29 protein-coding genes are annotated in these 24,395 nt (G+C 67.8%); 20 read left to right on the forward strand and 9 right to left on the reverse strand.

Going from position 1 to position 24,395, the window contains the following annotated elements; translation table 11 throughout:
* Window positions 1–16: 16 nt before the first annotated feature.
* From AB0O71_RS07295 to AB0O71_RS07315, 5 genes are read right to left on the reverse strand one after another with little or no spacing between them, the layout of a single operon-like run.
* Window positions 17–754, reverse strand: coding sequence for an ABC transporter ATP-binding protein (locus AB0O71_RS07295; protein WP_363743746.1), 738 nt, complete (start codon window positions 752–754; stop codon window positions 17–19).
* Complete coding sequence (locus tag AB0O71_RS07300) at window positions 751–1,635, reverse strand: ABC transporter ATP-binding protein (protein WP_363743748.1); 885 nt, start codon at window positions 1,633–1,635, stop codon at window positions 751–753. Before AB0O71_RS07300 ends, AB0O71_RS07295 begins: the two co-directional genes overlap by 4 nt.
* On the reverse strand, window positions 1,632–2,489 hold the full coding sequence (locus tag AB0O71_RS07305) for an ABC transporter permease (RefSeq protein ID WP_363743750.1): 858 nt from the start codon (window positions 2,487–2,489) through the stop codon (window positions 1,632–1,634). Before AB0O71_RS07305 ends, AB0O71_RS07300 begins: the two co-directional genes overlap by 4 nt.
* On the reverse strand, window positions 2,476–3,426 hold the full coding sequence (locus tag AB0O71_RS07310) for an ABC transporter permease (protein WP_363743752.1): 951 nt from the start codon (window positions 3,424–3,426) through the stop codon (window positions 2,476–2,478). Before AB0O71_RS07310 ends, AB0O71_RS07305 begins: the two co-directional genes overlap by 14 nt.
* Complete coding sequence (locus tag AB0O71_RS07315; RefSeq protein ID WP_363743754.1) at window positions 3,423–4,973, reverse strand: ABC transporter substrate-binding protein; 1,551 nt, start codon at window positions 4,971–4,973, stop codon at window positions 3,423–3,425. Before AB0O71_RS07315 ends, AB0O71_RS07310 begins: the two co-directional genes overlap by 4 nt.
* 184 nt (window positions 4,974–5,157) lie before the next feature.
* On the opposite strand from AB0O71_RS07315, the gene AB0O71_RS07320 reads away from it, so the two are divergent.
* The 10 genes from AB0O71_RS07320 (at window position 5,158) to AB0O71_RS07365 (ending at window position 14,275) form a co-directional block, all read left to right on the forward strand.
* Window positions 5,158–5,781 carry a TetR family transcriptional regulator gene (locus AB0O71_RS07320; RefSeq protein WP_363743756.1) on the forward strand — a complete coding sequence of 208 codons (624 nt, stop codon included), beginning with the start codon at window positions 5,158–5,160 and terminating at the stop codon, window positions 5,779–5,781.
* 45 nt (window positions 5,782–5,826) lie between these two features.
* Window positions 5,827–6,885, forward strand: a complete 1,059-nt coding sequence (locus tag AB0O71_RS07325; protein ID WP_363743759.1) for a metal ABC transporter substrate-binding protein — start codon at window positions 5,827–5,829, stop codon at window positions 6,883–6,885.
* A complete protein-coding gene (locus AB0O71_RS07330; protein ID WP_363743761.1) occupies window positions 6,882–7,769 on the forward strand; it encodes an ATP-binding cassette domain-containing protein in 888 nt (295 codons plus the stop codon). The genes AB0O71_RS07325 and AB0O71_RS07330 overlap by 4 nt, the downstream gene beginning before the upstream one ends.
* Window positions 7,766–8,665: a metal ABC transporter permease gene (locus AB0O71_RS07335; protein WP_363743764.1), complete on the forward strand. Its 900-nt coding sequence runs from the start codon at window positions 7,766–7,768 to the stop codon at window positions 8,663–8,665. Before AB0O71_RS07330 ends, AB0O71_RS07335 begins: the two co-directional genes overlap by 4 nt.
* Entirely contained in the window at window positions 8,662–9,456 is a 795-nt protein-coding gene (locus AB0O71_RS07340) for a metal ABC transporter permease (protein WP_363743766.1), read from the forward strand. Before AB0O71_RS07335 ends, AB0O71_RS07340 begins: the two co-directional genes overlap by 4 nt.
* A 164-nt stretch (window positions 9,457–9,620) precedes the next feature.
* Window positions 9,621–10,397, forward strand: coding sequence for an amino acid ABC transporter ATP-binding protein (locus tag AB0O71_RS07345; protein ID WP_363743768.1), 777 nt, complete (start codon window positions 9,621–9,623; stop codon window positions 10,395–10,397).
* A gap of 82 nt (window positions 10,398–10,479) precedes the next feature.
* Entirely contained in the window at window positions 10,480–11,361 is an 882-nt protein-coding gene (locus AB0O71_RS07350) for a glutamate ABC transporter substrate-binding protein (protein ID WP_363743906.1), read from the forward strand.
* 103 nt (window positions 11,362–11,464) lie between these two features.
* Window positions 11,465–12,115 (forward strand): amino acid ABC transporter permease, encoded by a 651-nt coding sequence (locus AB0O71_RS07355; RefSeq protein WP_363743770.1) that lies wholly within the window; start codon window positions 11,465–11,467, stop codon window positions 12,113–12,115.
* The gene (locus tag AB0O71_RS07360; RefSeq protein WP_363743772.1) at window positions 12,112–13,122 is read left to right on the forward strand and encodes an amino acid ABC transporter permease; all 1,011 of its coding nucleotides are present in this window, start codon (window positions 12,112–12,114) and stop codon (window positions 13,120–13,122) included. Before AB0O71_RS07355 ends, AB0O71_RS07360 begins: the two co-directional genes overlap by 4 nt.
* Window positions 13,031–14,275 (forward strand): pyridoxal-phosphate dependent enzyme, encoded by a 1,245-nt coding sequence (locus AB0O71_RS07365; protein ID WP_363743774.1) that lies wholly within the window; start codon window positions 13,031–13,033, stop codon window positions 14,273–14,275. The genes AB0O71_RS07360 and AB0O71_RS07365 overlap by 92 nt, the downstream gene beginning before the upstream one ends.
* Before the next feature lie 30 nt (window positions 14,276–14,305).
* Here the strand turns inward: AB0O71_RS07365 and AB0O71_RS07370 are convergent, their stop codons facing one another.
* Together AB0O71_RS07370 and AB0O71_RS07375 are read right to left on the reverse strand one after the other, a co-directional pair.
* The gene (locus AB0O71_RS07370) at window positions 14,306–15,532 is read right to left on the reverse strand and encodes an MFS transporter (protein WP_363743776.1); all 1,227 of its coding nucleotides are present in this window, start codon (window positions 15,530–15,532) and stop codon (window positions 14,306–14,308) included.
* Window positions 15,529–16,338 (reverse strand): SGNH/GDSL hydrolase family protein, encoded by an 810-nt coding sequence (locus AB0O71_RS07375; protein ID WP_363743778.1) that lies wholly within the window; start codon window positions 16,336–16,338, stop codon window positions 15,529–15,531. Before AB0O71_RS07375 ends, AB0O71_RS07370 begins: the two co-directional genes overlap by 4 nt.
* A 54-nt stretch (window positions 16,339–16,392) precedes the next feature.
* Here AB0O71_RS07375 and AB0O71_RS07380 point away from each other — a divergent pair, with 54 nt between their 5' ends.
* From AB0O71_RS07380 to AB0O71_RS07420, 9 genes are all read left to right on the forward strand, one after another.
* Window positions 16,393–17,691, forward strand: coding sequence for an acyltransferase (locus tag AB0O71_RS07380; RefSeq protein WP_363743780.1), 1,299 nt, complete (start codon window positions 16,393–16,395; stop codon window positions 17,689–17,691).
* A 149-nt stretch (window positions 17,692–17,840) separates the two neighbouring features.
* Window positions 17,841–18,077 (forward strand): 50S ribosomal protein L28, encoded by a 237-nt coding sequence (gene rpmB / locus AB0O71_RS07385; protein ID WP_090145908.1) that lies wholly within the window; start codon window positions 17,841–17,843, stop codon window positions 18,075–18,077.
* Window positions 18,077–18,244, forward strand: a complete 168-nt coding sequence (gene rpmG / locus AB0O71_RS07390) for a 50S ribosomal protein L33 (RefSeq protein ID WP_010155688.1) — start codon at window positions 18,077–18,079, stop codon at window positions 18,242–18,244. Before rpmB ends, rpmG begins: the two co-directional genes overlap by 1 nt.
* Window positions 18,245–18,246: 2 nt before the next feature.
* Window positions 18,247–18,552 (forward strand): 30S ribosomal protein S14, encoded by a 306-nt coding sequence (rpsN, locus tag AB0O71_RS07395; protein ID WP_090145910.1) that lies wholly within the window; start codon window positions 18,247–18,249, stop codon window positions 18,550–18,552.
* A 336-nt stretch (window positions 18,553–18,888) separates the two neighbouring features.
* Entirely contained in the window at window positions 18,889–19,167 is a 279-nt protein-coding gene (locus AB0O71_RS07400; RefSeq protein ID WP_090145911.1) for an HU family DNA-binding protein, read from the forward strand.
* A 105-nt stretch (window positions 19,168–19,272) separates the two neighbouring features.
* Window positions 19,273–21,279, forward strand: a complete 2,007-nt coding sequence (locus AB0O71_RS07405; protein ID WP_363743784.1) for a bifunctional copper resistance protein CopD/cytochrome c oxidase assembly protein — start codon at window positions 19,273–19,275, stop codon at window positions 21,277–21,279.
* 59 nt (window positions 21,280–21,338) lie between these two features.
* Window positions 21,339–21,656: a hypothetical protein gene (locus AB0O71_RS07410; RefSeq protein WP_363743786.1), complete on the forward strand. Its 318-nt coding sequence runs from the start codon at window positions 21,339–21,341 to the stop codon at window positions 21,654–21,656.
* Entirely contained in the window at window positions 21,653–22,027 is a 375-nt protein-coding gene (locus AB0O71_RS07415; RefSeq protein WP_363743788.1) for an SMR family transporter, read from the forward strand. Before AB0O71_RS07410 ends, AB0O71_RS07415 begins: the two co-directional genes overlap by 4 nt.
* Window positions 22,024–22,362 carry an SMR family transporter gene (locus AB0O71_RS07420; RefSeq protein ID WP_363743790.1) on the forward strand — a complete coding sequence of 113 codons (339 nt, stop codon included), beginning with the start codon at window positions 22,024–22,026 and terminating at the stop codon, window positions 22,360–22,362. The genes AB0O71_RS07415 and AB0O71_RS07420 overlap by 4 nt, the downstream gene beginning before the upstream one ends.
* A 23-nt stretch (window positions 22,363–22,385) precedes the next feature.
* On the opposite strand, the gene dcd is transcribed toward AB0O71_RS07420, so the two are convergent.
* Entirely contained in the window at window positions 22,386–22,991 is a 606-nt protein-coding gene (dcd, locus tag AB0O71_RS07425) for a dCTP deaminase (protein ID WP_363743792.1), read from the reverse strand.
* 58 nt (window positions 22,992–23,049) lie between these two features.
* Between dcd and AB0O71_RS07430 the strand changes: the two genes are divergently transcribed.
* Window positions 23,050–23,676, forward strand: coding sequence for an NAD(P)H-dependent oxidoreductase (locus AB0O71_RS07430; protein ID WP_363743794.1), 627 nt, complete (start codon window positions 23,050–23,052; stop codon window positions 23,674–23,676).
* Here the strand turns inward: AB0O71_RS07430 and AB0O71_RS07435 are convergent.
* Window positions 23,663–24,325, reverse strand: a complete 663-nt coding sequence (locus AB0O71_RS07435) for a TetR/AcrR family transcriptional regulator (RefSeq protein ID WP_363743796.1) — start codon at window positions 24,323–24,325, stop codon at window positions 23,663–23,665. The genes AB0O71_RS07430 and AB0O71_RS07435 overlap by 14 nt on opposite strands.
* Between the last annotated feature and the right edge of the window lie 70 nt (window positions 24,326–24,395).

Genomic DNA, 24,395 nt, shown 5'->3' on the forward strand with positions numbered 1-24,395 from the left:
TTTCGCAGACGGGTGTTCAGGCTCGGGGCAGACGCGGTGCTGCCGCGAGGAGCTCTCGGGTGTAGGGGTGGGACGGATGAGTGACGACTTGTTCAGTCGGCCCTCGTTCGACGATGCGGCCCTCGTTGAGCACGCATACGTCGTCGGAGATCATGCGTACGACCGCGAGGTCGTGCGTGACGAACAGCATGCTCAGGCCGGTCTCCTCGCGCAGCTCGGCGAAGAGGTTGAGCACGCGGGCCTGCACGGAGACGTCGAGCGACGAGACGGGCTCGTCGCACAGCAGCAGGCTGGGCTTCGCCATGAGCGCCCGAGCGATCGCGACGCGCTGCGCCTGGCCGCCGGAGAGCTTGCCGGGCTTCGCGTCGCCGTAACGGTGAGGATCGAGCCCGACGCGCGCGAGGAGCTCGCTGGCCGCTTCCCGGCGATCGCTGCGCGTGCCGACGCCGCGGATCGTGTCGGGCTCGGCGACGATGTCGAGCACCCGTCGGTGCGGATTGAGCGACGAGATCGGATCCTGGAACACCATCTGCACGGGGTTCGGGGGGCCGTCGTCGGCCACGGTCACGGTCCCCGAACGCTGGCGCTGCAACCCGATGACCGTGCGTACGAGAGTGGATTTACCCGAGCCCGACTCGCCGACCAAGCCGACGCATCCGCCGCGGGGCACGGCGAGGCTCACTCCGTGGAGCACGGTGCGCTCCCCGTAGCCGACGGTCAGGTCACGTACGTCGAGGGCGGGCGCAGTGGTCATGACAGGTTCCCTTCGGTCGGGGTGCACAACCGTCGCGTTCGAGGCCCGTCGAGGCGTGGAATCGCGTCGATGAGCGCGCGGGTGTACGGGTGTTCAGGCGCGGTGAGCAGCTGCAGGGTCGGCCCGGCTTCGACCACGCTGCCGGCGCGCATGACGATCAGGTCGTCGCACCGCTCCGCTGCGACGGCCAAGTCGTGCGTCACGAGCAGGAGGGCTGCGCCGGTGCGCTCCCGCATCTCATCGATCAGATCGAGCACGCGCTTCTGCACCGTCACGTCGAGGGCCGTGGTCGGCTCGTCGCCGATGAGCAGTGCAGGTTCATTGAGCGTCGCGGCGGCGATCCCGATGCGCTGTCGTTGGCCGCCGGAGAGCTCATGCGGAAGGAGGCGCGCTTCGCGAACGGGGTCTCGAAACCCGACCGCCGCCATCGCTTCAATCGCGCGGCGGTGAAGCGACCGGCGCGAGGGGCGCTGGTTCCCGAACGCGCGCGATTCGGTGAGCTGAGTTCCGACGCGGTAGGTGGGGTTCAGCGAGCGAAGCGGATCCTGATGGATCATGCCGATGCTCTCCCGCAGCACTCGGCGACGCTCGAATGCGTCGGCCGTCGCCATGTCGACGCCCATCACCCTGGCGGATCCCCTCACGCGCGCGTCGACGCCCGGGGCGTGGACCCCGAGCAGCGAGCGGATCAGCATCGATTTACCCGCTCCGGATTCGCCGACCACGGCCAGCGAGCGACCGCGTACGAGGTCGAAGGAGACATTCTCGACCACTGCTCGCGCGTCGCCGCGCGTATGGATGGTCGTCGTCAGCTCGCGCACGCTGAGAATGGGTGCCGAGAGGTCTGGCGCGGTGCTCTCGGTCGCTGGGAACGCGGTCATCGGCTCGCCTCTCGGAAGTGCTCGCCGAGTACGTTCACGGAGAGGATCGTGATGCAGATCATGAGCGCCGGAAATAGGGTGAGCCACGACGCAGTCGAGAGCTCGGCGCGGCCCTGGGCGATGAGCGCCCCCCACGAGGGCTCGGGCGGGCGGAGCCCGAAACCGAGGAAGCTCAGGGCGCCCTCCGCGACGATCGCCCCGGCGACGGTGGTCATGAGCACCGGCATCATCAGGGGAAGCACCGCGGGCAGCACCTCGCGGGTGAGGATCCGCCAACCGCTCGCGCCGAGGGTGCGCGCGACCAGGACGTGGTTCTCGGTCGCGATCGAAAGTGTCACGGCCCGGGCGAGACGGGCGAACAGGGGGATCGTGAATGCTGAGATGATCAGCCCGATCGTGAGAATGGACGGACCGGCGAGGGTGACCACGGCCGAGACGATGATGAGCGACGGCAGCGCGATCGTGACGTCGGTGACGAACCCCACGAAGGCTTCGACAGCTCCGCGCACCAGCCCGGCGAGCACTCCGATGAGGATGCCGACGCCCCCGCCGAGCACCACGGTCAACAGCGCGACGAGGCCGCTCGCCGCGGCACCGTGCATGGAGCGCGAGAAGATGTCGCGGCCGAGGCTGTCGGTGCCGAACAGGTGAGCGAGACTCGGCGGCTCGTTGATGGCCTCGTAGTCGTTCGCGAGCGGATCGGCGCCGGCGCCGGCGATTGCCGCGAGCGCGGAGATCGTCAGGAGTGCCAGCCATCCGGCTGCGAGCACGATGCCGGTGTGGGCGAAGCGCGCTCGAGGGCCGCGCGCCCCGCTCGGGCCAGGCGCGGCGAGAGTGAGTTCAGGAGCGACCACGGATGCTTCTCCGATCGATGAGGGCGAGTGCGATGTCGGTGATGATGCCGGCGACGACCACGACGATTGCGGCGAAGAACACGACCCCCTGGATGACGGGCAGATCTCGGGCGCCAAGCGCTCCGACCGTGAGCCGCCCGAGCCCTGGGAGCGCGAACAGCTGCTCGACCAGGAGCGACCCGCCGAGAGCGGTAGCGACCGTGATGCCGAGCATCGCCACGAGCGAGGGGGACGACGGGCGCAGGATCCGCCGCCAGAGGAGTGCGCGGTCGCTCGCCCCGCGCACCATCGTCGCGTAGGCGAATTGAGAGCGCACTGCTTCGATGGCCGCGCCGCGGAGGGCGCGAGTGTAGACGGCCGCCTCCGCGATGCCGAGGGTCAGCGCGGGAAGCACCATCCTCCGGAGATTCTCGAGCGGGTGCTCGGAGAAGGGCACATAGCCGGTCGCGGGGAGCCAGCCGAGGTGCACCGCGAAGACGAAGATGAGCAGCACGCCGACGACGAAGGAGGGGATCGCAAGCGCCACGAATGTGGCGGTCGAGACGACGCGGTCGAAGACGCCGTTGACGCGTCGAGCGCTTCCCAGCGCGAGCGGAATGATGAGGGCGAGAGCGAGCAGCTGACTGAGGAGCACGAGCTCGACCGTCACCGGTAGCCGCTCCAGGATCTCGCCGAGTACCGGGCGCCCGGAGGCGAAGGAGGTGCCCCAATCGCCGATGAGCACGCCTCCCATCCAGTCGAGGAATCTCGGGAAGAAGCCCCGATCGAGGCCGAGCGTGTGGCGCAGCTCGGCGCGTTGAGCGTCTGTCGACTCCGGACCGAGCAGGATCAGGGCCGGGTCGCCGGGCATGAGGAATGCGAGCTGGCAGGTAAGCGCTGCGATGACGAGCAGCACCCCGATGGCCCGGAGCAGCCGCGGCAACCCGGCGCGGATCACTGCTGCGCCTCGCGCCAGCCGATCTCGGCGGGCTGCACGGAGATCAGCGAGAAGCCGTCGAGGTTCGGCATGCCGGCGACCTCGGCCTGCGCGATGAAGCCGGCGTTGTTCGCCGTGAGCCAGAGCGTCGGCAGGTTGTCGGCGAGATTCTGCGCGACGCCCTGCAGCAGTACGGCGCGCTCCGCCGCATCGGTCTCACCGGCGGCTGCGTCGAGCATCTCGTCGGCGCTGGTGTCGGAGTAGCCGCCGAAGTTGTAGGGCGAGCCGGTGCGGCTCGTGAGGAGCCCGCCCGAGGCGTCGGAGTAGATGGAGGTCACGAAGTCGACGGCCTCGAAGTCGTTCGCACCGAGCACCGCACCGAATTCGGCGGGGTCGACGGGCTTCAGCGTGACGGTCACGCCGACTTCCGAGAGGATGTCTTTGAGCACGGTCCCGCGTTGAATGGTCTCGGTGCGGTTGTTCACCGTGAGGTCGAACGCGAGATTCTTTCCCTCGAGCACCTGCTTCGCCGCTGCCACGTCATGCTGCGGGTAGTCGACGTCGGGCGCGAGGTCGCCGAGCAGTGCGTAGGGGTTGTCGACGGGCGTGCCTTCGCCGAGGTTGACGACTGCGTTCACCGCATCCCGGTCGATCGCCTGCGCGAGCGCTTCGCGCACGTCGTGGTCAGCGAACTTCGGGCTCTGCAGGTTGAGCATGATCGAGCTCACGGCCGCCGGAGCCGCGTGGACGGTGAGCGAGGCATCGTCGCGGGCCTGCTGGAACTGGCTCGTCACCTCGGTCCACATCAGATCGAGGTCGCCGGCCTGGAGGCTCTGCAGACGCGACTCGGCGTCTGGCATCATCCGGTAGGCGATCTCGTCGAGATGACCGGTCTTGTCGCCGCCGTAGTTCTCGTTGCGCACGACTATGATGGAGTCCCCGCCGACGAACTTCTCGACCTGATACGGTCCTGCGCCGAGCGGGAATCCGTATTCATCGTTCGCGGTGGTCGAGGTGACCATTCCGAGTGCGCGAGCGAACTGAGCGTCGAAGTCGGCGTTGGGGGCTGTAAGCGTGAGCACGAGCGTCGTGTCGCTCTCGACCTGCATCTCGGTGATCTGCGCGGTCTGCGCGGCGGCGGCGGACTGCGTCGCAGGATCGTTGAGACGCTCGAGGTGCAGTTTCACCGAGTCGGCGGTCAGTGGGCTGCCATCGGAGAACGCGAGCCCCTCGGGGAGCTCGATCGTCCAAGTGAGACCGGTCGCGTCGGCCGTGACGGATTCCGCGAGGCCTGGCACCATCGTGCCTCCGGGCCCGGGCGCGAGGAGCGGCTCATAGATCGCGTTCGCGACGACGAACACTGGCTGCTGAACGATGGCCCCGTCGGCGGGGTCCAGGCTGGGAACCTCCCGGTCGAGGCCGATCGACATCGCACCGCCCTCCACGGGTGCGGCTGAGCTTGCGCCGGAAGGCGCCGATCCGGCGGCATCAGCGCTGCACGCGGTGAGCGTGAGGGCGCCGATGACGGAGACTGCGGCGAGACCGCGTGCGGCCCACTTTCGAGACATGGATCCTCCTGGTTCGTGGTGACCGAGTTCCGGCCACATCGAGAAAGCTACGGATCCGAGGTGAATCGTGGCACCAGTGCCACTTTCGGGAGGACGAATGCGACGTGAACAGTTCGTGACACCAGTGCCAGAAGTGGTGCCCGGGCATGAAAGGATGTCGCAAAGACCCGGGAGCGAGAAGACGATGACGACACCACAAGCCGATGCCGCCGCCGATGCCGCCGCCCCGGGGGCCCCGCTCACCCGGGAGCAGCGCAAGGCGCAGACGAGCGCAGCGATCCGCACCGCGGCGCTCGACCTCATCGAGGAGCTCGACTTCGAGCGGGCTTCGATCGATGGGATCGCCGCTCGAGCCGGTGTCGCGCGCCGCACCTTCTTCCGGTACTTCCCCTGCAAAGAGGCGGTGCTGTTCGGCGGCAGCTTCTTCCCCGGCGTCGCGGCCGAGCTGCATGCCCGACTCGGACGGGGCGAGTCGCCGATGCACGCCGCCTTCTCTGCGCTGCGCGACAACATCGATTATCCGGCGACGCCGAGTGATGAGGACGTTCGGCGGAGGCGCTTGCGCCAAGCGCTCCTCGCAGTGCCGTCGGTGAACGCGTACTACCGCACGTCCATCGCGAGTTTCGCGAGCGAAATCTCTGAGACCGTGCGGCGCCATCCACAGCACGCCGCCGTCCCGATGCTCCCCGAACTGGTGGGCGGCCTGATGCAGATCGTGCTGCTCGAGCACGTGAGAAGCGGGGGTACTGCGCACTTGCGGGTCGACGAGAAGACGTGGCGTGCAGCGCTGGTGGCCGCGCTCGGATAGATCGTCGCGTGTATAGTGATACTCGTTCTCATTAGAAAGTGTGTCATGAATCGCATCTCAAGTTCGTCGAAGCCCGCCATTCTCACCAGTGCGGCACTTGCCTCGCTCCTCGCGCTCACCGGGTGCAGCGGCGGTGCAGCAGCCGAAGAGGGCGGCAGCGGAGGCGGCCTCACAGTCGTCGCAACGACGACGCAGCTCACCGACTTCGCGCACGAAGTGGGCGGCGACGACATCGAACTCACGGGGCTGCTCGCGCCCAACGCCTCGGCGCACCACTTCGACCCGAGCCCGGCAGACCTGCTGGCGCTCGGCGAGGCCGACGTGCTGATCGTCAACGGGGCCGATCTCGAGACCTTCGTGGACGACGCGGTCGACGCTTCCGGCTTCGATGGCACCATCATCACGGCGGCAGACGGCATCGACCTCGACGAGGCCAAGCACATCACCTCCGAGGGTGGCGGAGCCGATGAGCACGATCACGATCACGATCACGATCACGCCGATGAGGCGGAGCACGATCACGATCACGGCGATGTGAACCCGCACATCTGGACGTCTCCTGCGAACGCGATCGGCATGGTTGCCGAAGTCGCTGACGGACTGGCGGCCGCGGATGCGGATCACGCGAGCGACTACGAGCAGCGCGCTGCCGACTACACCGAGCGTCTGCAGGAGCTCGACGACTGGGTGGCAACGCAGTTCGATCGCGTGCCGGCAGATGAGCGGGTGCTCGTGAGCGGCCACGATTCGCTGCGCTACTACCTGCACGACTACGGCATCGAGTTCGCCGGGTCGATCCTGCCCAGCTTCGAAGACAACGCGGAGCCGAGCGCCGCCGATATCGATGCGCTCGTGGCATCCATCGAGGAGCACGGCGTGCGGGCGGTGTTCGTCGAGTCCTCGATGAGCCCGAAACTCGCGAAGACCATCGCCGACGAAGCCGGAGTCGAGGTCGTCGACGCCGAGAGCCTGTACGCGGACTCCCTGGGGGCCCCGGAGAGCGATGGCGCGACCTACATCGGAGCGACCGTGCACAACACGACGGTCATTCTCGAGGCGTGGGGCGCGCAGGTCGATGCGGTGCCCGATAGTCTGCAGGGATGACCGCCGCACGCGACGCAGCACCCGACGCCGGCGACGCGCAGCACTGCGTCACTCCGCAGTCGATCCGCTCCGAGAGCATCAATGCGGGAGCGCCGGCAGGCGCGGAGATCGCGCTCTTCCTCGACGGCGCCGCCTTCGGCTACACCGGCACGGCACGAGTTGAACGACTGACGCTCGAGGTGCCCGCAGGAGCTGCGGTGGCGCTGATCGGCCCCAACGGTTCAGGCAAGTCGACGCTGCTGCGCGGCATCCTGGGCCTCGCCGATCTCACCGCCGGATCCGTCCGGGTGCTCGGCGAGACTCCGGATCGCGCCCGCAAGCGCATCGGGTCGCTCCCGCAGGCGGATACGCGTGATGCCACGCTTCCCATCACGCTCCGCCAGGTCGTCACCATGGGCCTCTATCGCTCACGCGGAGCCCTGCGACCGATCGGCCGCGCCGGCCGTGGCGCCGTGGCGGACGCACTCGAACGCGTGGGTCTCTCGGCCTGGGCCTCGCACCGATTCGGCGAGCTCTCGGGCGGGCAGCAGCAGCGCGGCATCCTCGCGCGCGCGCTCGTCTCCGACCCGCAGCTCCTGCTCCTCGACGAACCGTTCAACGGTCTCGACCGCGAGAACCGCGACGTGCTCCTGCGGCTCGTGCGCGAACTGCGAGCCGAGGGGCGCACGATCATCGTCTCGACGCACGATCTCGAGATCGCGCAGGAGGCCTGTTCCCATGCGCTGCTGCTGGCGAGCGGGCATCACCCGAACCAGCCGGGTCACCCGGCCGCATTCGGCTCGGTCGATGAGGCATTGACGCTCGATGCGGTGCAGCACGCCTTCCAAGACACGACCGTCGAACTCGATCACCACACCGTGACCACGACGCGGGAGACGGAGTGACGCCCTCGGTACTGGCGCCCGTGCTGCACTTCGTTCAGGCCGGTCCGCTTGAGATCTTCGCGCTGCCGTTCATGTGGCGGGCGCTGCTCACCGTTGCGATCCTTGCCATCGCCGCCGGAGTCGTCGGACTCTTCATCAGCTTCAGAGAACTCGAATTCGTGAGCGACGGGCTGGTGCACTCCGTCTTTCCCGGGCTCGTCGTGGGTTCGGTGATTGGCGGATCCGCCGGACTGCTTCCGGGGGCACTCGTCGCCGCGATCCTCGCCGCCGTGCTCTTCACCCTGATCGAGCATCGGGGCGGTGTGGGCGCCGATGCCGCAATCGCCGTGGTGCTCACCGGGCTTTTCAGCCTCGGCGTCGTGCTCGTGTCGAAGCAGGAGGGGTACGTCTCGGAGCTCTCGGAGCTGCTGTTCGGGCGCCTCCTGACCGTGACCGAGACGCAGCTCTGGCAGATTTTCGTCGTTGCGATCGTCGCCGTCGCGATCATCGGGTTCACCTGGCGAGCGCAGCTGTTCCGATCGTTCGACGCCGCGGGCGCACAAGCGGCCGGCTTCCGCGTGCTGCGTTCCGACCTCGCCCTCGCCATCGCGGTGGCTCTGCTCGTCGTCGCCGGGGTGCAGGCGCTCGGAGTGCTGATGGTGATCGCGCTGCTGACCGTTCCCATGGCCGCATCGAGATTGCTGACTCGCGGCTTCGCACTGCTCATCCCCGTCGCGATCCTGCTCCCGCTGGGGGCGGGGATCGCCGGGCTCTGGCTCTCGTTCGAGTGGTCGACGTCGCTGGGCGCGACGGTGTCACCCGGCGCGGTCGTCGTGCTGCTGCTCGTCACGGTCTACGTGCTCGCGGCGTTGATCCGAACAGCTCGTGCCGCCCTGCGAAAGCGACGTGCGGCATGAGCTATTTCGCACTCGCTTCACTCGAACTCGTGCTGCTCGGGCTGCTCTCCGGCGTCGCCGGCACGTTGATCGTGCTGCGCCGACGCTCGTTCTTCGCCGTCGCGCTGAGCCACGCCACGTTCCCCGGGGGAGTGGTGTTCGCCGTGGTCGGTTGGAATCTGCTGATCGGTCAAGCGCTCTTCGCCGCAGTGCTCGTGCTGGCCATGACCCTGCTGGCGCGTATCCCCGGACAGGGACGGCAGGTGACCAGCGGCGTCGTGCTCTCATTCGGCTTCGCCCTCGGCACGCTGCTGGCCGCGCTGAACCCCGGACTCGGCGTGCCCGTCGAGGCGCTGCTCGTCGGATCACCCCTCGGAGTGAGCGTCGCCGACGTCGCCGCCACCGCGGGGGTACTCTTCGGAGCCGTGATCATCGTCGCGGTCTTCGGGCGCCGGATCCTCTTCCACACGTTCGATCCGGTCGGGTTCGCGGCCGCCGGTTTTCGCAGCTGGCCGATCGAGCTCGCGGTGACGGGCGTCATTGCCGCGTCTGTGGTCGTCGCCATGCCTGCGGTCGGTGCGATTCTTGGCGTCGCCGTGCTCATCGCGCCCGCTGCGGCCGCTCGCGTGCTCACGCAGCGTCTCGAGTGGATCCCCGTGATCTCGGCAGGTCTCGGCGTGGCAGGCGGCCTCATCGGTCTGTGGATCTCGCGGGAGTTCTCGATCGCGGCGGGAGGATCCGTCGGTCTCGTGCTCACCGCGATCTTCCTCGTTTGCGTTGTGTTTCGCACTCGCAAGGTGTCAGCTCGGTAACGATTGCGTTCGCCGGCCGGGCATACTTTGCACACGCTCGGCACTTCAGTGCGCTGGTTCGAGCGTTCTCGCCGACGATCAGGAGTTTTCCCTCACCCTAGCCAGGTTTGTGGAAACGGCACAAGAGCTACCCCTCGAAGCCGCTCTCTTTGTACGATCGCAGCATGGGAGACACGACAGCGGTCAGAGTGGTCCGTGACGATCGGGAGCCACTCGTCATCATCGATTCGGTGAACAAGCACTACGGCGAGCTGCATGTGCTCAACGACATCAATACACAGGTGGGCCGCGGCGAGGTGGTCGTCGTGCTCGGGCCGTCGGGTTCGGGAAAATCGACGCTCTGCCGCGCGATCAACCGCCTTGAGACGATCGACTCTGGCACGATCTCGATCGATGGGCAGCCGCTCCCCGAAGAGGGCAAGGGGCTGGCAACGCTGCGCGCCGACGTCGGCATGGTGTTTCAGCAGTTCAACCTGTTCGCGCACAAGTCGATCCTGCAGAACGTCACGCTCGGCCCGATGAAGGTGCGCGGGCTCTCCCGCAAGGCCGCCGAGGAGAAGGCGATGACGCTGCTCGACCGCGTCGGCATTGCGAACCAGGCGCACAAGCTGCCGTCGCAGCTCTCGGGCGGTCAGCAGCAGCGCGTCGCCATCGCGCGCTCCCTCGCCATGGACCCCAAGTTGATCCTGCTCGATGAGCCGACCTCCGCACTCGACCCCGAGATGATCAACGAGGTGCTCGATGTGATGATCGGGCTCGCCAACGACGGCATGACGATGGTGGTCGTCACGCATGAGATGGGCTTCGCCAGGCGCGCCGCAGATCGCATCGTATTCATGGCCGACGGCCAGATCGTCGAAGAAGCCACTCCCGAGCAGTTCTTCACCGATCCGAAGACCTCCCGATCCCAGGACTTCCTGTCGAAGATCCTGGGCCACTGACCGAACCCCCGAATTCGGCGTCGGAGCCCCCCCGGCCAACGGCGTCACCACGCCCCAACTCACCGAAGAGAAAGCAGAAATGATGCGAATTGCTCAGTACGGAGCCGTCCTCGCCGCAGCAGGACTCCTGGCCCTCACGGCCTGCGCCTCAGGCTCGCCCAATGATGCAGGCGACGACTCGTCGGCACCAGCGCCCGTCGAGGACGTGACCTTCGACGAAGGTACGACGATGGCGAAGCTGAACGAGGCCGGCAAGATCACGATCGGCACGAAGTACGACCAGCCGCTCTTCGGCTTGATGAATCCGACCACGAACTCCCCTGAGGGCTTCGATGTCGAGATGGGCAAGCTCATCGCCGCGAAGCTCGGCATCGCAGAAGACCAGATCGAGTGGAAGGAAGCGGTTTCCGCAAACCGCGAGCCCTTCATCGAGAACGGCGAGGTCGATCTGGTGATCGCCACCTACACCATCAACGACGACCGCAAGCAGGTCATCGACTTCGGCGGCCCGTACTACATCGCGGGCCAGGATCTGCTCGTGCTCTCGGGCAACCCCGACGGCATTACGGGAATCGACGATGTGGCGGGCGAGAAGGTCTGCTCGGTCACCGGCTCGACCTCGGAGGAGAACCTCAAGGAGGCGGGCGTCGAAGTGCTCGCCACCGATACGTACTCGAACTGCCTGGAGCCGCTCCGATCGGGTGAGGTCGTGGCGGTGTCGACCGACAACGTGATCCTCGCGGGTCTCGCCGACCAGAACGAGGGCGAGTTCGAAGTGATCGAGAATCCGTTCACCGAGGAGCCCTACGGCATCGGCCTCATGAAGGGCGACGACGACTTCCGCGGCTTCGTGAACGACACGCTCGAGGAGTCGTTCGACAACGGCGACTGGGCTGCGGCTTGGGAGAAGACCGCGGGCAAGGTGCTCGAGACGCCGGAGCCCCCGGCGATCGACCGCTACTGATGCGGCGCGGCATCACGCCGTTCCATCCGCTTGTTCGGAATTGAGCTGACCCGGGGGCGGCGCACGCAGCCCCCGGGTCAGCCCTGATGAAGGGATCCCGATCGTGGATGTCTTGCTCGAGAACGCCGACGATATTCTCGCCGGCTTCCTGATGACGCTGCGGCTGCTGCTGTTCGGCGGCCTCGGCGCTCTGGTGATCGGCCTCGTCGTCGCCGTGCTGCGCATCTGTCCGGTCGCATCGCTGCGCGGGTTCGCGACGGTGTACACCGAACTGATCCGCAACATTCCGCTGACGCTGCTCTTGCTGTTCATGGTGTTCGTACTGCCGCTGATCGTGCCAGACAAGCCGCCCTACGTCGTGCTCGCCTCGATCGGTCTCGCGGTGTACACGTCGCCGTTCGTGGCCGAGGCGCTCCGCAGCGGTATCAATGGTGTACCGGTCGGGCAGGCGGAGGCCGCTCGCTCCATCGGTCTCGGCTTCGGGCAGACCCTTTCGCTGATCGTGCTGCCGCAGGCGCTGCGCATGGTGGTGCCGCCGCTCATCAACGTCTTCATCGCGCTGACCAAGAACACCTCGGTCGCGGGCGGCTTCTTCGTGGTCGAGCTCTTCGCCACGGCGCGCCAGCTCACCAACAGCAACGGCCAGGCGGTGATCCCGATCCTGGTCGGCGTCGCCTGCTTCTACCTCCTCATTACCATTCCGCTCGGTCTGATCGCCGGGCAGATCGAGAAGAAGGTGCGGGTGCTGCGATGAGTACCGCGACAGTCCTCTACGACGCCCCCGGGCCCAAGGCGCGCAGGCGATCCCGCATCATCTCGGTCGTCGGCGTGCTGGTGGTCGCCGCGCTCCTCGGATGGGTGGTGTGGCGCCTCGCGCAGCCCCAGATCTCGGTGAACGGCAACGAGAACCCGGGCATGTTCGACGCTTCGCGCTGGGATGTTCTGGCCTACGGCGAGGTGTGGCAGTTCATCGGCCGGGGCGTGCTGAACACGCTGCGCGCTGCGGCGGTGGCGATGGTCGGTGCGGTGCTGCTCGGCATGATCTTCGCATTCGGGCGGTTGGCGACGAGCCCCTTCATCCGCATTCCGACGACCGTGCTGCTCGAGTTCTTCCGAGGCATGCCCGTGCTGCTGATGATGCTCTTCATCCTGCTCGTGGCATCGACGGGCGCCTTCGGCGCGGTGGTCATCGCGCTGATCATCTACAACGGAGCGATCATCGGCGAGGCCCTGCGCGCGGGAATCGTCGCGCTGAACAAGGGGCAGCGCGAAGCGGGCCTGTCGATCGGCCTGACGCCGGTGCGCACCCGCTTGCTCATCGAGTTTCCCCAGGCCTTCACGCAGATGCTGCCCATCATCATCGCGCAGCTCGTGGTGCTGCTGAAGGACACGTCGCTGGGCTACATCGTCGCCTACTCCGAGCTCGCGTCGACGGTGAAGCAGGCCTCCACCTTCTACGGCAACCGCTATCTCTTCACGTTCTGGGTGGTCGCCGTGGTGATCTACCTGGCGATCAACCTCACCGTGTCGTGGCTGGGGAGACGCGCAGGTCGGCTGGCCGCGATGCGCAGCGGCAAGCCAGCGCCCGCGGCCAAGACTGCCGCGGTGACGGCGGAGATCGGCGGCGAGGCTGGCACAGGCGTCGTCGCGAACGACGTGCGAGAGGCGGATGCGTCTGATCGTGACGCCGGCGAACCTCGCCGTGATGATGCTGCTGGCGACGGTCGAGATGGCGACGAGGGCCACGGACCCGGGCGCTGACCCGGCGGCGTCGCACGACATGAGGGGTGGGGCCGCTTACCTCGACCCGGCGACGGGCGCTCGATACGCGCTCGAGCCGGGTCGTTGGCGCTCGGACACGGGAGGTCCACTGCTGCTGGCGCCAGGGCGCGGGATCACGCGACGCGATATCGACGTCAACGCTCCGGGCCTGTGGCGCTATCGCGCGGCCTTCGCGGTTGACATCGCCGAGCCGATCATGCTGGGCGAGGGGCGCACGCCGCTGGTGCGCGGGGAGTGGGACGGCGCACAGCCGCTCTGGAAACTCGAGTGGTGCTCGCCGACCGGCAGTTTCAAAGACCGGGGCGCGAGCGTGATGTTGTCGGTGCTGCGTCAGCAGGGCGCGAAGTCGGTGATCGAAGACAGCTCGGGCAACGGCGGCGCGTCGATCGCCGCCTATGGCGCTGCGGGCGGCCTGGGCGTTTCCGTATTCGCCCCGGCAACCACGTCACCGGGCAAACTGGTGCAGGCGCGCGCGTACGGGGCTCGCATCGAGCTGGTCGAGGGGCCGCGCGTCGCATCGCAGGAGGCTGCGATCGCCGCCTCCGAGCGCGACGGCGGGTGGTACGCCAGTCACAACTGGCAGGCGTTCTTCTTGGAGGGCACGAAGACACTCGCGTACGAGATCTGGGAAGATCTCGGATTTCGCGCTCCCGACGCGATCGTCATGCCGGTGGGAGCGGGCAGCAGCCTGCTCGGGTGCGCGTTCGGCTTCCGCGAACTTCTGCGCGTCGGCGCCATCGATCGCTTGCCACGGCTCTACGCGGCGCAGCCGCTGAACTGCTCGCCGGTCGACGCGGCGTTCCACGTGAAACCCGGCGCGCAGCCGCTCGGCCGAACGGTGCGGCCGACGGTCGCGGAGGGCGCGGCGATCGCGCACCCGTTGCGTCTCGGCGTCATGATCGACGCGCTGCACGAGAGCGGAGGCGGCACGGTGGCGATCCCGGAGGAGGGCATTCGCGTTGCGCACGCTGAGCTCGCTGCACGGGGACTCTTCGCAGAACCGACGAGTGCAACCGCCGCTGCGGGCCTGAGCGAGCTCATCGCGCGCCGCGCGATCCTGCCCTCCGAGACGACCGTGGTGCTGCTCACCGGCTCCGGCCTGAAGGCGCCCGCACCAGTCGCACCTGCGTGAATTCCGGCCCGGCCGTGGCCACGAGCGCGCCTACTGCACGTAGCGGTCGCGCCCGGCGAGCACGCCGAGGCCCATGAGCAGCACCCCGATGCCCCCGAGCGTCCAGAGGGCGGGCGCCCACGAACCGGTCGCATCGTGCAATAAGCCGATGGCGGGCGGGCCGGCGGCGGCGCAGAGGTACCCGACCGCCTGCGCCATGCCCGATACTGCAGCGGCGTGACGATGATGGTGCGTGCGGAGCCCGAAGAACGACAGGGCGAGCACGATGGAGATACCGCCCGAGAGCCCGCCGCATCCCGCCCACAGCGCGCCCCATTCCGGAGCGAAGGCCAGTCCGACCGCGGCGATGAGGAAGAAGAGGCCCGAAACCGCTCCCAGGCCGCGCTGATCGCGGAACCGGGGGATCAGCGCGGAGCACGCGGTACTGCCGACAATGGCGACGGCGTTCATGATGAGCAGATGGAATCCGGCTGCGGCAGGAGAGATTCCCGAGGCGATCTCGATCGAGGGCAGCCAGAGAATGAGAATGTAGTAGGCGACCGACTGCACGCCCATGAACGCAGTGAGCTGCCACGCGAGCGCCGATTTCCACGGCGAGAACCGGTCGCGCGAAGTGCCGCCGCCCGGGAGCGCGATCACCTCGCTGGGCGCGTTGTCGCGCGGCGAGCCCGCGCGCAGAATGCGGGGAATGAGCGCGGCGAGCGCCAGCAGCGCGAACCCCGCCCAGAGGCCGAGCGAAGCACGCCACCCCAGTGCAGAAGCATCAGCGAGCGGCACCGAGACGCCCGCTGCGATTGCGGCGAAGACCGATTGCACGACCGAGTACGCGCCTGTCACCTGCCCGATGCGGTTCGGGTAGTCCCGCTTCACCAGGGAAGGCAGCGAGACGTTGAGCGCTGCGATCGCGATCCCGAGCACGATCGTTCCCACCCAGAGCCATGCACCGCCCACGGATCGAAGCACGATGCCGGCAGCGAGCAGCACGAGACTCGCGCCGAGCAGTCGTTCGAGCCCGAATCGCAGGGCGATGCCTGGCACGAGCGGCGATACTCCGGCGAACGCGAGCAGCGGGAGACTGATGAGCATCGATGCGGCGAGTGAACTCAGCCCGAGTTCCGACTGCAGGCGATCGAGGATCGGGCCGACCGAGGTGAGGCTCGCGCGCAGGTTGCCGGCTACGAGCAGCAAGCCGGCGAGCGCGAGGGCGCCGGCGAACGCCCGGGAGCCGCGAGGGCTCGCCGCATCGGGCGGCGTCATGCGTCGGAAGCGGTATCGAGCCGGCGCGGCTCGATACGCGTCCACTGCGCGTACTTCGCGGTGCGCCCGTCGCCGCTCGAGCGCCCGGTGAGGCGCCGCTGCACCCAGGGCACGACGTGCTCGCGGGTGTAGCGCAGCTGATCCCGACGCGTCGGGCGGGGGATCGGCTCGGCGTTCAGATCCCAGTCGGACGGAGCGGAGTACCCCATCGCCTGCAGCACGTTCGCTGCGACGCGGCGATGCCCGACGGGCGCGAGGTGCAGTCGATCGGGCGACCAGTACTGCCCGCCCGCGAGTTCGGGATCACTCCAGTTGTCGGCGAAGCGCACGTTCAGCCGTTCGGCGATGGCGCGCGCGGCGCGCACGAGCTCGTCGCCTTTCACGCGCACGCGTGCGCCACCGGGAAGCCCGGCGGTCGGGTTGGCGCCGGCGAGCAGAACCGGCTCGGCGCCCGAATCGCGGATGCGCATCAGCGCGTGCTCCGTCTGAGCGGCCACCCACGCGATGTTGGTGCGCGGCCGCAGCATGTCGTTGCCGCCGCCGTTGAACGTCACGACCGTCGGGTGCAGCGCGAGCGCCGGTTCGAGCTGCTCAGCGATGATGGGCGCGAGCAGTCGGCCCCGGATGGCGAGGTTGGCGTAGTCGACGGCGGAGCCCGTCGCGTCAGCGAGCCCCTGCGCCACGAAGTCGGCCCAGCCGCGCACCGATCCGTCGGGTCGCTCATCGCCGACCCCCTCCGTGAAACTGTCGCCGATGGCGACGTACCGGATCAGGGCGCGTTCGGTGGCTTGGTGCGGCTCGCTCACGGCCACAGCCTACGCCCATCGTCGGAATGGCGGCCCGCGCCCTATTCTGGCTTGGTGGTGACGCAGCTGCCGAGGATCCCGCCGGATCGCGACCTCTCGATCGATGCCGTGCGCGCGCTGTGCCTGCCGATCGTCGTGGTGCTGCACGCGCTGCAGATGGGCATCTCAGGGGACCCGCTGCGCGCGCAGAACGCCCTTGCCGAGTGGCAGCCGCTCGTCTGGATCACCTGGGTCGGCATGATCATGCCGACGTTCTTCATCGCGGGCGGCTTCGCCGGAATCACGACGTGGCGACGTCTGCGCGGCCGGGGCGGTACCCCGGGCGACTATCTGCGGGACCGCGCGCTGCGGCTGGCGCGCCCCGTACTGACGGCAATGCTCGGCGTGCTCGCGATCCTCGGAATCATGGCGCTGTGCGGCGCCGATCTCGGTCTCTTGCGCAGCTTCGCCTTCCGGCTCGCCGAGCCGCTCTGGTTCATCGCGGTCTACGCGATCTGCACCGCGTTCGTTCCGCTCATGGCGCGCCTGCACCGCATTGCCGCGTGGCGCACCTTCCTCGGCTTGGCCGGAGCCGCGGTGGCGGTCGACCTGCTCAGCCGTTTCGGCGGCATCCCGATCGCGCCGCTGAACTGGCTGTTCGTCTGGCTCTTCGTGCAGCAGCTGGGTTTCGGTGTGCGCGACGGTTGGTACGCGAAACGGCCCCGCTGGTTGCTTGTGGCGCTCGCCGCGGTGGCGTACGTACTGATGGCCGTAGCCGTGTGGGGGCTCGGGTACTCGCCCGACATGCTTGACAATCTCAACCCGCCCACCGTGCTGCTCCTGCTGCTCGGCCTCGCGCAGGTGTACGTGTTCACGCTGCTCCAGCCTGCGATCCGTCGCGCGGTGCGCCGGCCGCGCGTGCTGCTCACCGTGGGCGCGCTCGGCACCTTCGGCATGACGATCTACCTCTGGCACACCGTTGCGATGGGTGCGGTGGTCGGCGTGCAGCTGGCGCTCGGCCTCCCGTTCCCCGATCCGCTCACCCCCGCGTGGTGGCTGACTCGGGTGCCCTGGGTGCTCGCGATCGCCGCGGTGCTCGCGGTGCTGTGCCCGGTGGTGGCGCGTATCGAGCTCCTGTGGCCGCGGGAGCGCGATCGACAGACGCCATCGTTGGCGGCGATGTGTGCGACCGCCGTGCTGGTCATCGCGGTCGCGTGGGTGCTGACGCAGGGCTATCTCAATGGGGGAACCGCCGGCGCAATCGCGGCACTGATGGCGGCGATCGCGTGGTTGACCGTGGGAGGGCCGAGCGGATCGCGAAACGTGTCGCGCGCCGGAAGCGACACGCCCGGCTTGCGCGCTTCGCGATCCTGACGTACTGTTGATCTTTGGCTGTGCGCCGTCCCAGTGCGCAGACCGCGCGAGCTGATCGCAGCGAATCGATTCTCGACTTCGCCGTGGGTTCGTGCAGACAAGAAATCTTGGGTGAGGCCGTCCGGTCTCACGGTATGAGAGGAAACATCATGGCAGCAGTGTGCCAGGTGACCGGCGCCGTTCCCGGCTTCGGACACAACATTTCGCACTCGCACCGTCGCACCAAGCGTCGGTTCGATCCGAACATCCAGAAGAAGACCTACTTCGTGCCTTCGCTCGGCCGCAAGGTGACCCTGACCCTCTCGGTCAAGGGCATCAAGATGATCGACGCTCGCGGTATCGAATCGGTAATCGCTGATCTGCAGAAGCGCGGGGTGAAGCTCTAATGGCTAAGGATAAGGACGTACGTCCGATCATCAAGCTCCGTTCGACGGCAGGCACCGGGTTCACCTACGTGACCAAGAAGAACCGTCGCAACACCCCCGACCGTCTCGTGCTCAAGAAGTACGACCCGGTTATCCGCAAGCACGTCGACTTCCGAGAGGAGCGTTAATCATGGCGAAGAAGAGCATGATTGCGAAGAACAAGCAGCGCCAGGTCATCGTTGCGCGTTACGCGGCGAAGCGCCTCGAGCTGAAGAAGGCCCTCGTGGACCCGAACGGCACCGACGAGAGCCGTGAAGCCGCACGCGTGGGCCTGCAGAAGCTGCCCCGCAACGCTTCGCCGGTTCGCGTGCGCAGCCGCGACGTCATCGACGGCCGCCCCCGTGGCGTGCTGACGAAGTACGGCGTCTCGCGTGTGCGTTTCCGCGACATGGCGCACCGCGGCGAGCTGCCCGGCATCACCAAGTCGAGCTGGTAGCAGCTCGACCGAGCAAGCACTGCTGGGCTCGATCGGCCGCGTGAGCGGCGGAGCGAGCTGGTAACAGCTCGACCGAGCAGAAATGGCGTGGATCCTTCGGGATCCGCGCCATTTTGCATGGGTGCGCCGTGAATACCGGAAATCGTCTCCGATCAGCGGCAATATCAGCTGGTGGGGCCTGACTCTGGGGAATCCCCGACCGAAGTTCCGCATCATTCCGCCGAATTGGGGTAGATTCGTACCGATCAATCGATCGGACTCTCCATCCGGAGGGAACCCTGAACCAAGATCTAGGGGCATGCCCGGCTGCGGCGCATCGCCTTGGAAGGACACAACATGGCACTCAACAAGACCGAGCTTGTCGCGAAGATCGCTGCCGAGACCGGCCAGAGCCAGGCCGCCGTCTCCAGCGTGATCGACGGACTGTTCTCCGCTGTTTCCGAGACCGTTGCTTCGGGCGACAAGGTTTCGATCCCGGGCTGGATCTCCTTCGAGACCGCGACCACCGCTGCTCGCACCGGGCGCAACCCCCGCACCGGCGAGTCCATCGACATTCCTGCAGGCAAGCGCGTCAAGGTGTCGGTCGGCAGCAAGCTCAAGGCTGCTGTCAAGTAACAACGCTTTCTTCGAACACCCCCGGGTCGCTCTGCGGCTCGGGGGTTTCGTCGTTTCCGAGAGGTGCGGATCGGGCTCCCATCGCGCTACGCGTAGGCTAGTCGGGTGCCCCGTCTCGTCCGCGTCCTCGCCCCCGCCGCGCTGCTCGCTGCGACACTGCTGGCACTCGGTCTCGGCCTCGGCATCGGCGGTGCGGCGGCCGAACGCTCGCTCGCCGATCCGGGCGCTATCGTGCGCTTCGGTCTGCCGTTGACCCGCACGTTGGTGAACGTCGCGATGGCGGGCCTCATCGGGTCCATCGTGATGTCGGTGTGGGTGTTCGCGAGCGACCGACCCGAGACGCGGCTCGCCATGGATTTCGCGGCGGGATCCGCCGCAGTGCTGACGGTCGCCAGTGCCGGGGCGACGCTGTTCACCTATCTCGACGTGTCGAGCCAGCCCTTCTCCGGCGACGCATCGTTCGGCGCCGGTCTCGCCCAGTTTCTGACAGAGATCGAACTCGGACAACTGTGGTTGCTCGAGTTGCTGCTCGCCGCGGTCACCACGGTGCTCGCATTCGCGATTCGCGGGCGCAAGCTCACCTTGATCGTGCTGGTCGCGGCCCTCGCGACCGCGCTGCCGCTCGCGCAGCAGGGCCACGCAGCCGGCGCGTCGGGCCACGGTGCGGCGGTGAACGCGCTCCTCGTGCATATCGTGGGCGCCGCGGTCTGGCTCGGCGGGCTGCTGGCGCTGATCTTCGTCGCGCGCACGGTCGATCACAAGCGGCTCGCGGCGGTCACCGCCCGCTACTCCTCGATCGCACTGCTCGCATTCATCGGCGTCGCGGCGTCGGGTGTCGTGAGCGCGTGGCTGCGGGTCGGCACGTGGGACGCGCTCTTCGGTACCGGCTACGGGCAGCTGGTGCTGCTGAAGACGGGTTCGCTCGTGGTGCTCGGGGCGTTCGGTGCGATGCAGCGCGTGCGTCTGATCCCGCGCATCGCGGACTCGGCGCGGGGCATGCGCCCATTCGCCTGGTTCGTGGTCTGCGAGCTCGCCGTCATGGGCATCGCGAGCGGGATCGCCGGGGCGCTCGGCCGTACCGCGACTCCTGTGGCGCTCGAGCCCGTGCGCGATCAGCCGGGCGGGATCAGCCCGGCCGAGTGGCTCACCGGCGACCCGCTGCCGCCCGAGCTCACCCCGCTGCGGTACCTCACCGAGTGGAAGTTCGATCTGCTCTGGGTGCTCGTCTGCGTCTTCGCGGTCGGCATGTATCTCGCCGCGGTGGTGCGCCTCGCCCGCCGGGGCGACCGGTGGTCGGCTGGGCGCACGACCGCCTGGATTCTCGGCATTCTGCTGCTCGCCTACACCACCAACGGCGCGCTCAACGCCTACGAGCAGTACCTCTTCAGCGTGCACATGCTCGGGCACATGATGTTCGCGATGCTGATCCCGCTCTGCCTCGTGCTCGGCGCGCCCGTGACGCTCGCCTTGCGCGCAACCCACAAGCGCTCTGACGGCTCGTGGGGTGGCCGGGAATGGATCTTGTGGGCGGTGCAGACCCCCTTCTCGAAGGTCGTCACGCATCCGGCCTTCGCCGCGGTGATGTTCTCCGGTTCGCTCTGGGTGTTCTACTTCACCCCGATCGCACGCTGGGCAGCCGAGGAACACCTGGGGCACCAGTGGATGATCATCCACTTCTTGATCTCGGGGTACCTCTTCAACCTGTCGATGATCGGCGTCGACCCGGTGCCGTACCGCTTCCCGTACCCGCTGCGCATCGTCACGCTGTTCGCCACCATGGCCTCTCACGCCTTCTTCGGCGTGACCATCATGACGGGCGACGGGTTGCTGCTCTCCGACTGGTATGGGGCGATGGGGCGCACCTGGGGTGCGCCACCGCTTGAAGATCAATCTACGGGTGGCGGCATCGCCTGGGGCATCGGAGAGCTGCCGACCCTTGCTCTCGCGTTGATCGTCGCGATCCAATGGTCGCGGAGCGATGAGAAGGAGCAGAAGCGCAAGGATCGAGCGGATGACCGCTCGGGCGGCGCCGAGCTCGAGGCCTACAACGAGATGCTGGCGCAGCAGGCGCGCCGGGACGGGAAGCGCGCGAGCGCTCAGCAGCGGCGGTAGCAGCGGCGGTATCGGAGCGGCGCCGCGTGGCGGCACGCGCGCCTTGCTAGCCTCGGCTCATGACTCAAGATGCTTCGCACGGTGTGCCCCCTCTCGACGCCACCGGGCAGCAGGAATTCGATGCGCTGGCGCGGGCGCGCATGCGGTTCTTCTTGCGGTTCGCGCTGACGGAGGGGGCGGTTCTCGCGATCCTCATCGTGCTCATGTACGCCGTCGGCATCATCGACCCGGATATCGGGCTGTACCTGCTCATCGGCGTCGCCCTCGTCGGCGGGCTCGTGCTGTCGGTGGTGCTGACGCGTCAGATGAAGCGGCAGCAGGAAATCGCCGCGGAGTCGGAGGCGCGCCGGAAGGCTGGCGCGGGAGGAGACGCGTGAGGGCCTGGTACTTCTTGGGTGCGGCAATTCTGCTGGAGGTCGTCGGATCGCTGTGCCTGAAGGGCGCGCTCGAGACCCCCGCACTGTACGCCGCAGTCGCCGTGGGATACATCGGCTCGTTCGCCTGCCTCGGCAAGGTGCTGTCGCTCGGCATGCCGCTCGGGGTCGCTTACGGCATCTGGGGAGCCACCGGCGTTGCATTGACCGCGGGACTCTCGACTGCGGTGTTCCATGAACCGTTCACCGCGCTCATGGGGGCTGGCATCGTGTTGATCATCGGCGGCGTGCTGCTCGTCGAGCTCGGTTCGCAGGCCGCGCACCGCAAGGCCGCACGCGTGACGTCTCACACTGCGGGGGTGGGTGACGCATGATGTTCGTCACCCTCGTCGTCGCCATCGTCAGCGAAGTGTCCGCTTCACTCTCGCTGCGAGCTGCCACCACAGCGCCCGCCGGGAAGCGCCCGAATCGGCTGTGGTACATCGTCGTGGTCGCGGGGTACCTGACGGCGTTCGTGATGCTGTCGCTGACGCTGTCGCTCGGCATGGCGCTCGGTGTCGCCTACGGCATCTGGGCCGCGGTGGGCGTCGCGCTCACTGCCGTGATGAGCCGAGTGCTCTTCAGGGAGCCGCTCACCTGGGTGATGGGCGCCGGCATCGCACTGATCGGCGCCGGTGTGCTGCTCGTAGAACTCGGCGCGCAGCACTGACGCTGAGCGCTGCGGTGCGGGCCTCAGGCTCCGGGTGCACCGGCTACGCTCGACCGCACATCGGCGCGGTGGAAGTTGAGGTGCGAGCGCGAGGCGGTCGGGCCCCGCTGACCGAGGTAGCGAGAGAACGTCGCGCCTGATCCGTACGGGCGCTCAGCAGGCGAGGTCAGCTTGAAGAAGCAGAGCTGGCCGATCTTCATGCCGGGCCAGAGGCGGATCGGCAGGGTGGCCACGTTCGAGAGCTCGAGCGTCACGTGGCCCTCGAAGCCGGGGTCGATGAAGCCGGCGGTCGAGTGCGTGAGCAGGCCGAGCCGCCCCAGCGAGCTCTTGCCCTCGAGACGCGCCGCGATGTCGTCGGGCAGCGAGACCTGCTCGTAGGTGGAACCGAGCACGAACTCGCCTGGGTGCAGAATGAAGCCCTCTTCGGGGTCGACTTCGATGAGGCGCGTCAGCTCGGGCTGCTCCTGGGACGGGTCGATCACCGCGTACTTGTGGTTGTCGAACAGGCGGAAGTAGCGATCGAGTCGCACGTCGATGCTCGAGGGCTGCACCATCGACGGTTCGCTCGGGGAGAGGCCGACGCGGCCCGATTCGAGTTCGGCCTTGATGTCGCGATCTGAGAGCAGCACGGGACGATTCTACGGGGTGGCGGTTATCCTCGTCACGTAACCGAGGGAAGGGGAAGCCATGCCGACACTGCTGCAGGTCGACGGAGCGATCGCAGACAGCGCCTCACGGACGCGGGGGCTCACGAACGCAGTCGCCGAAGCCTGGATTGCACGCGGCGAGGAGTTTGTCGTGGTGCAACGGGATCTGCACCACGACCAACCGCCGCACTTGAGCGAGCGCGCGCAGCACTGGCCCGCCGAGTTGCGCGACGGCGAGCCTCTTGCGGCTACGACGCAGCGGGTGCAGAGCGGGCTCATCTCCGAGCTGCTCGATGCCGACGCGCTCGTGGTCGGTGCGCCGATGTACAACTACGCGATGCCCTCGACGCTGAAAGCCTGGGTCGACCTGGTCCACGTTCCCGGAATCACGTCGTCGTGGGCCGGATCGCCACGGCCTCTCGAGGGCAAGCCGGTCGTCATCGTCACCGCCCAGGGCGGCCCGCTCGAACCCGAGGTGCAGGATTTCGTGACGGCGCCGCTCGCCCACCTGTTCGGAGCGGGCTTCGGCATGGAGGTGTTCGTGGTGGGCACGAGCCGCACCCTCGCCGAGAAGCTGCCCGAGCTCGGCATGGAGTGGGCGGCTGACGATCTCGAGCGTGCGCGCGCAGAAGCGGCCGAGCTCGGCCGCACGATCAGCGCGGACTGATCGGTTCGGTCACCGCGAAGAGCAGCTCGCCGATCTGGTGGGGCAGCGCCGCGATGCCGCGCGGGTGCTCCTCGCCCTCGAGTGCGGAGACGCGCGCCGCGCGCTCGCACATGCCGTTGATGATCTCGGTGGTGCTGTAGGCGGGGAGGACGAAGCGGCGACCGGCCGCGACGATGGCCGTCTCAACGAGTTCGGCGAGGCTTCTGGTCGCGCGGTCGAGTAGGGCGAGGTATCCCGGCGCGATGTCGGGATCGCGCATCGCGAGCAGCGCGAATTCGTTCTCGAGAATGAACCAGTGCGCGCCGTCGCTCTCGGGCGCGACGAATCGGGTGATGTACTCAGCCGCCCGTGCGCCGTCGATAGTGCCTTGCAGCTCTTGCAACGCCGGAGTGAGCTCGGCGATCGTCGACTCGACTTCTTCAATGCGACGATCGAACTCGCGTTCAAGGAGTGCGAGGAACAGCTGCTCCTTCGTGGAGAAGTTCGAGTAGAAGGCGCCGCGCGAGAATCCAGCGCGGGCGCAGATCTGCTCGACTGACGCGCCCTGCACTCCGGCTTCGGCGAAGACCTCGATAGCAGCGTCGAGCAGGCGGCCGCGCGTCTCTCGCCGCCGTGCGGTCGGCGGATCCTGGTGCGGCTCGTTCGTCATCGCAGCCCCTTCTCGTCTCGGCAGACAGCATGCAGAGCCTAGCCTGAAAGATTCCCGATACATCAGTGTA

Origin of the sequence: Leucobacter sp. NPDC077196 (assembly GCF_040687075.1) — a bacterium.
Classification (GTDB): domain Bacteria; phylum Actinomycetota; class Actinomycetes; order Actinomycetales; family Microbacteriaceae; genus Leucobacter.

Bases quoted from the DNA above. Each gene is read 5' to 3' on its own strand.
- AB0O71_RS07365 (WP_363743774.1), top strand. From the start codon at position 13,031: ATGCGTCTGATCGTGACGCCGGCGAACCTCGCCGTGATGATGCTGCTG.
- AB0O71_RS07325 (WP_363743759.1), top strand. From the start codon at position 5,827: ATGAATCGCATCTCAAGTTCGTCGAAGCCCGCCATTCTCACCAGTGCG.
- AB0O71_RS07400 (WP_090145911.1), top strand. From the start codon at position 18,889: ATGGCACTCAACAAGACCGAGCTTGTCGCGAAGATCGCTGCCGAGACC.
- AB0O71_RS07345 (WP_363743768.1), top strand. From the start codon at position 9,621: ATGGGAGACACGACAGCGGTCAGAGTGGTCCGTGACGATCGGGAGCCA.
- AB0O71_RS07330 (WP_363743761.1), top strand. From the start codon at position 6,882: ATGACCGCCGCACGCGACGCAGCACCCGACGCCGGCGACGCGCAGCAC.
- AB0O71_RS07320 (WP_363743756.1), top strand. From the start codon at position 5,158: ATGACGACACCACAAGCCGATGCCGCCGCCGATGCCGCCGCCCCGGGG.
- AB0O71_RS07370 (WP_363743776.1), bottom strand. From the start codon at position 15,532: ATGACGCCGCCCGATGCGGCGAGCCCTCGCGGCTCCCGGGCGTTCGCC.
- AB0O71_RS07430 (WP_363743794.1), top strand. From the start codon at position 23,050: ATGCCGACACTGCTGCAGGTCGACGGAGCGATCGCAGACAGCGCCTCA.
- AB0O71_RS07435 (WP_363743796.1), bottom strand. From the start codon at position 24,325: ATGACGAACGAGCCGCACCAGGATCCGCCGACCGCACGGCGGCGAGAG.
- AB0O71_RS07340 (WP_363743766.1), top strand. From the start codon at position 8,662: ATGAGCTATTTCGCACTCGCTTCACTCGAACTCGTGCTGCTCGGGCTG.
- rpmB (WP_090145908.1), top strand. From the start codon at position 17,841: ATGGCAGCAGTGTGCCAGGTGACCGGCGCCGTTCCCGGCTTCGGACAC.
- AB0O71_RS07350 (WP_363743906.1), top strand. From the start codon at position 10,480: ATGCGAATTGCTCAGTACGGAGCCGTCCTCGCCGCAGCAGGACTCCTG.
- AB0O71_RS07410 (WP_363743786.1), top strand. From the start codon at position 21,339: ATGACTCAAGATGCTTCGCACGGTGTGCCCCCTCTCGACGCCACCGGG.
- rpmG (WP_010155688.1), top strand. From the start codon at position 18,077: ATGGCTAAGGATAAGGACGTACGTCCGATCATCAAGCTCCGTTCGACG.
- AB0O71_RS07315 (WP_363743754.1), bottom strand. From the start codon at position 4,973: ATGTCTCGAAAGTGGGCCGCACGCGGTCTCGCCGCAGTCTCCGTCATC.
- rpsN (WP_090145910.1), top strand. From the start codon at position 18,247: ATGGCGAAGAAGAGCATGATTGCGAAGAACAAGCAGCGCCAGGTCATC.
- AB0O71_RS07300 (WP_363743748.1), bottom strand. From the start codon at position 1,635: ATGACCGCGTTCCCAGCGACCGAGAGCACCGCGCCAGACCTCTCGGCA.
- AB0O71_RS07360 (WP_363743772.1), top strand. From the start codon at position 12,112: ATGAGTACCGCGACAGTCCTCTACGACGCCCCCGGGCCCAAGGCGCGC.
- AB0O71_RS07420 (WP_363743790.1), top strand. From the start codon at position 22,024: ATGATGTTCGTCACCCTCGTCGTCGCCATCGTCAGCGAAGTGTCCGCT.
- AB0O71_RS07295 (WP_363743746.1), bottom strand. From the start codon at position 754: ATGACCACTGCGCCCGCCCTCGACGTACGTGACCTGACCGTCGGCTAC.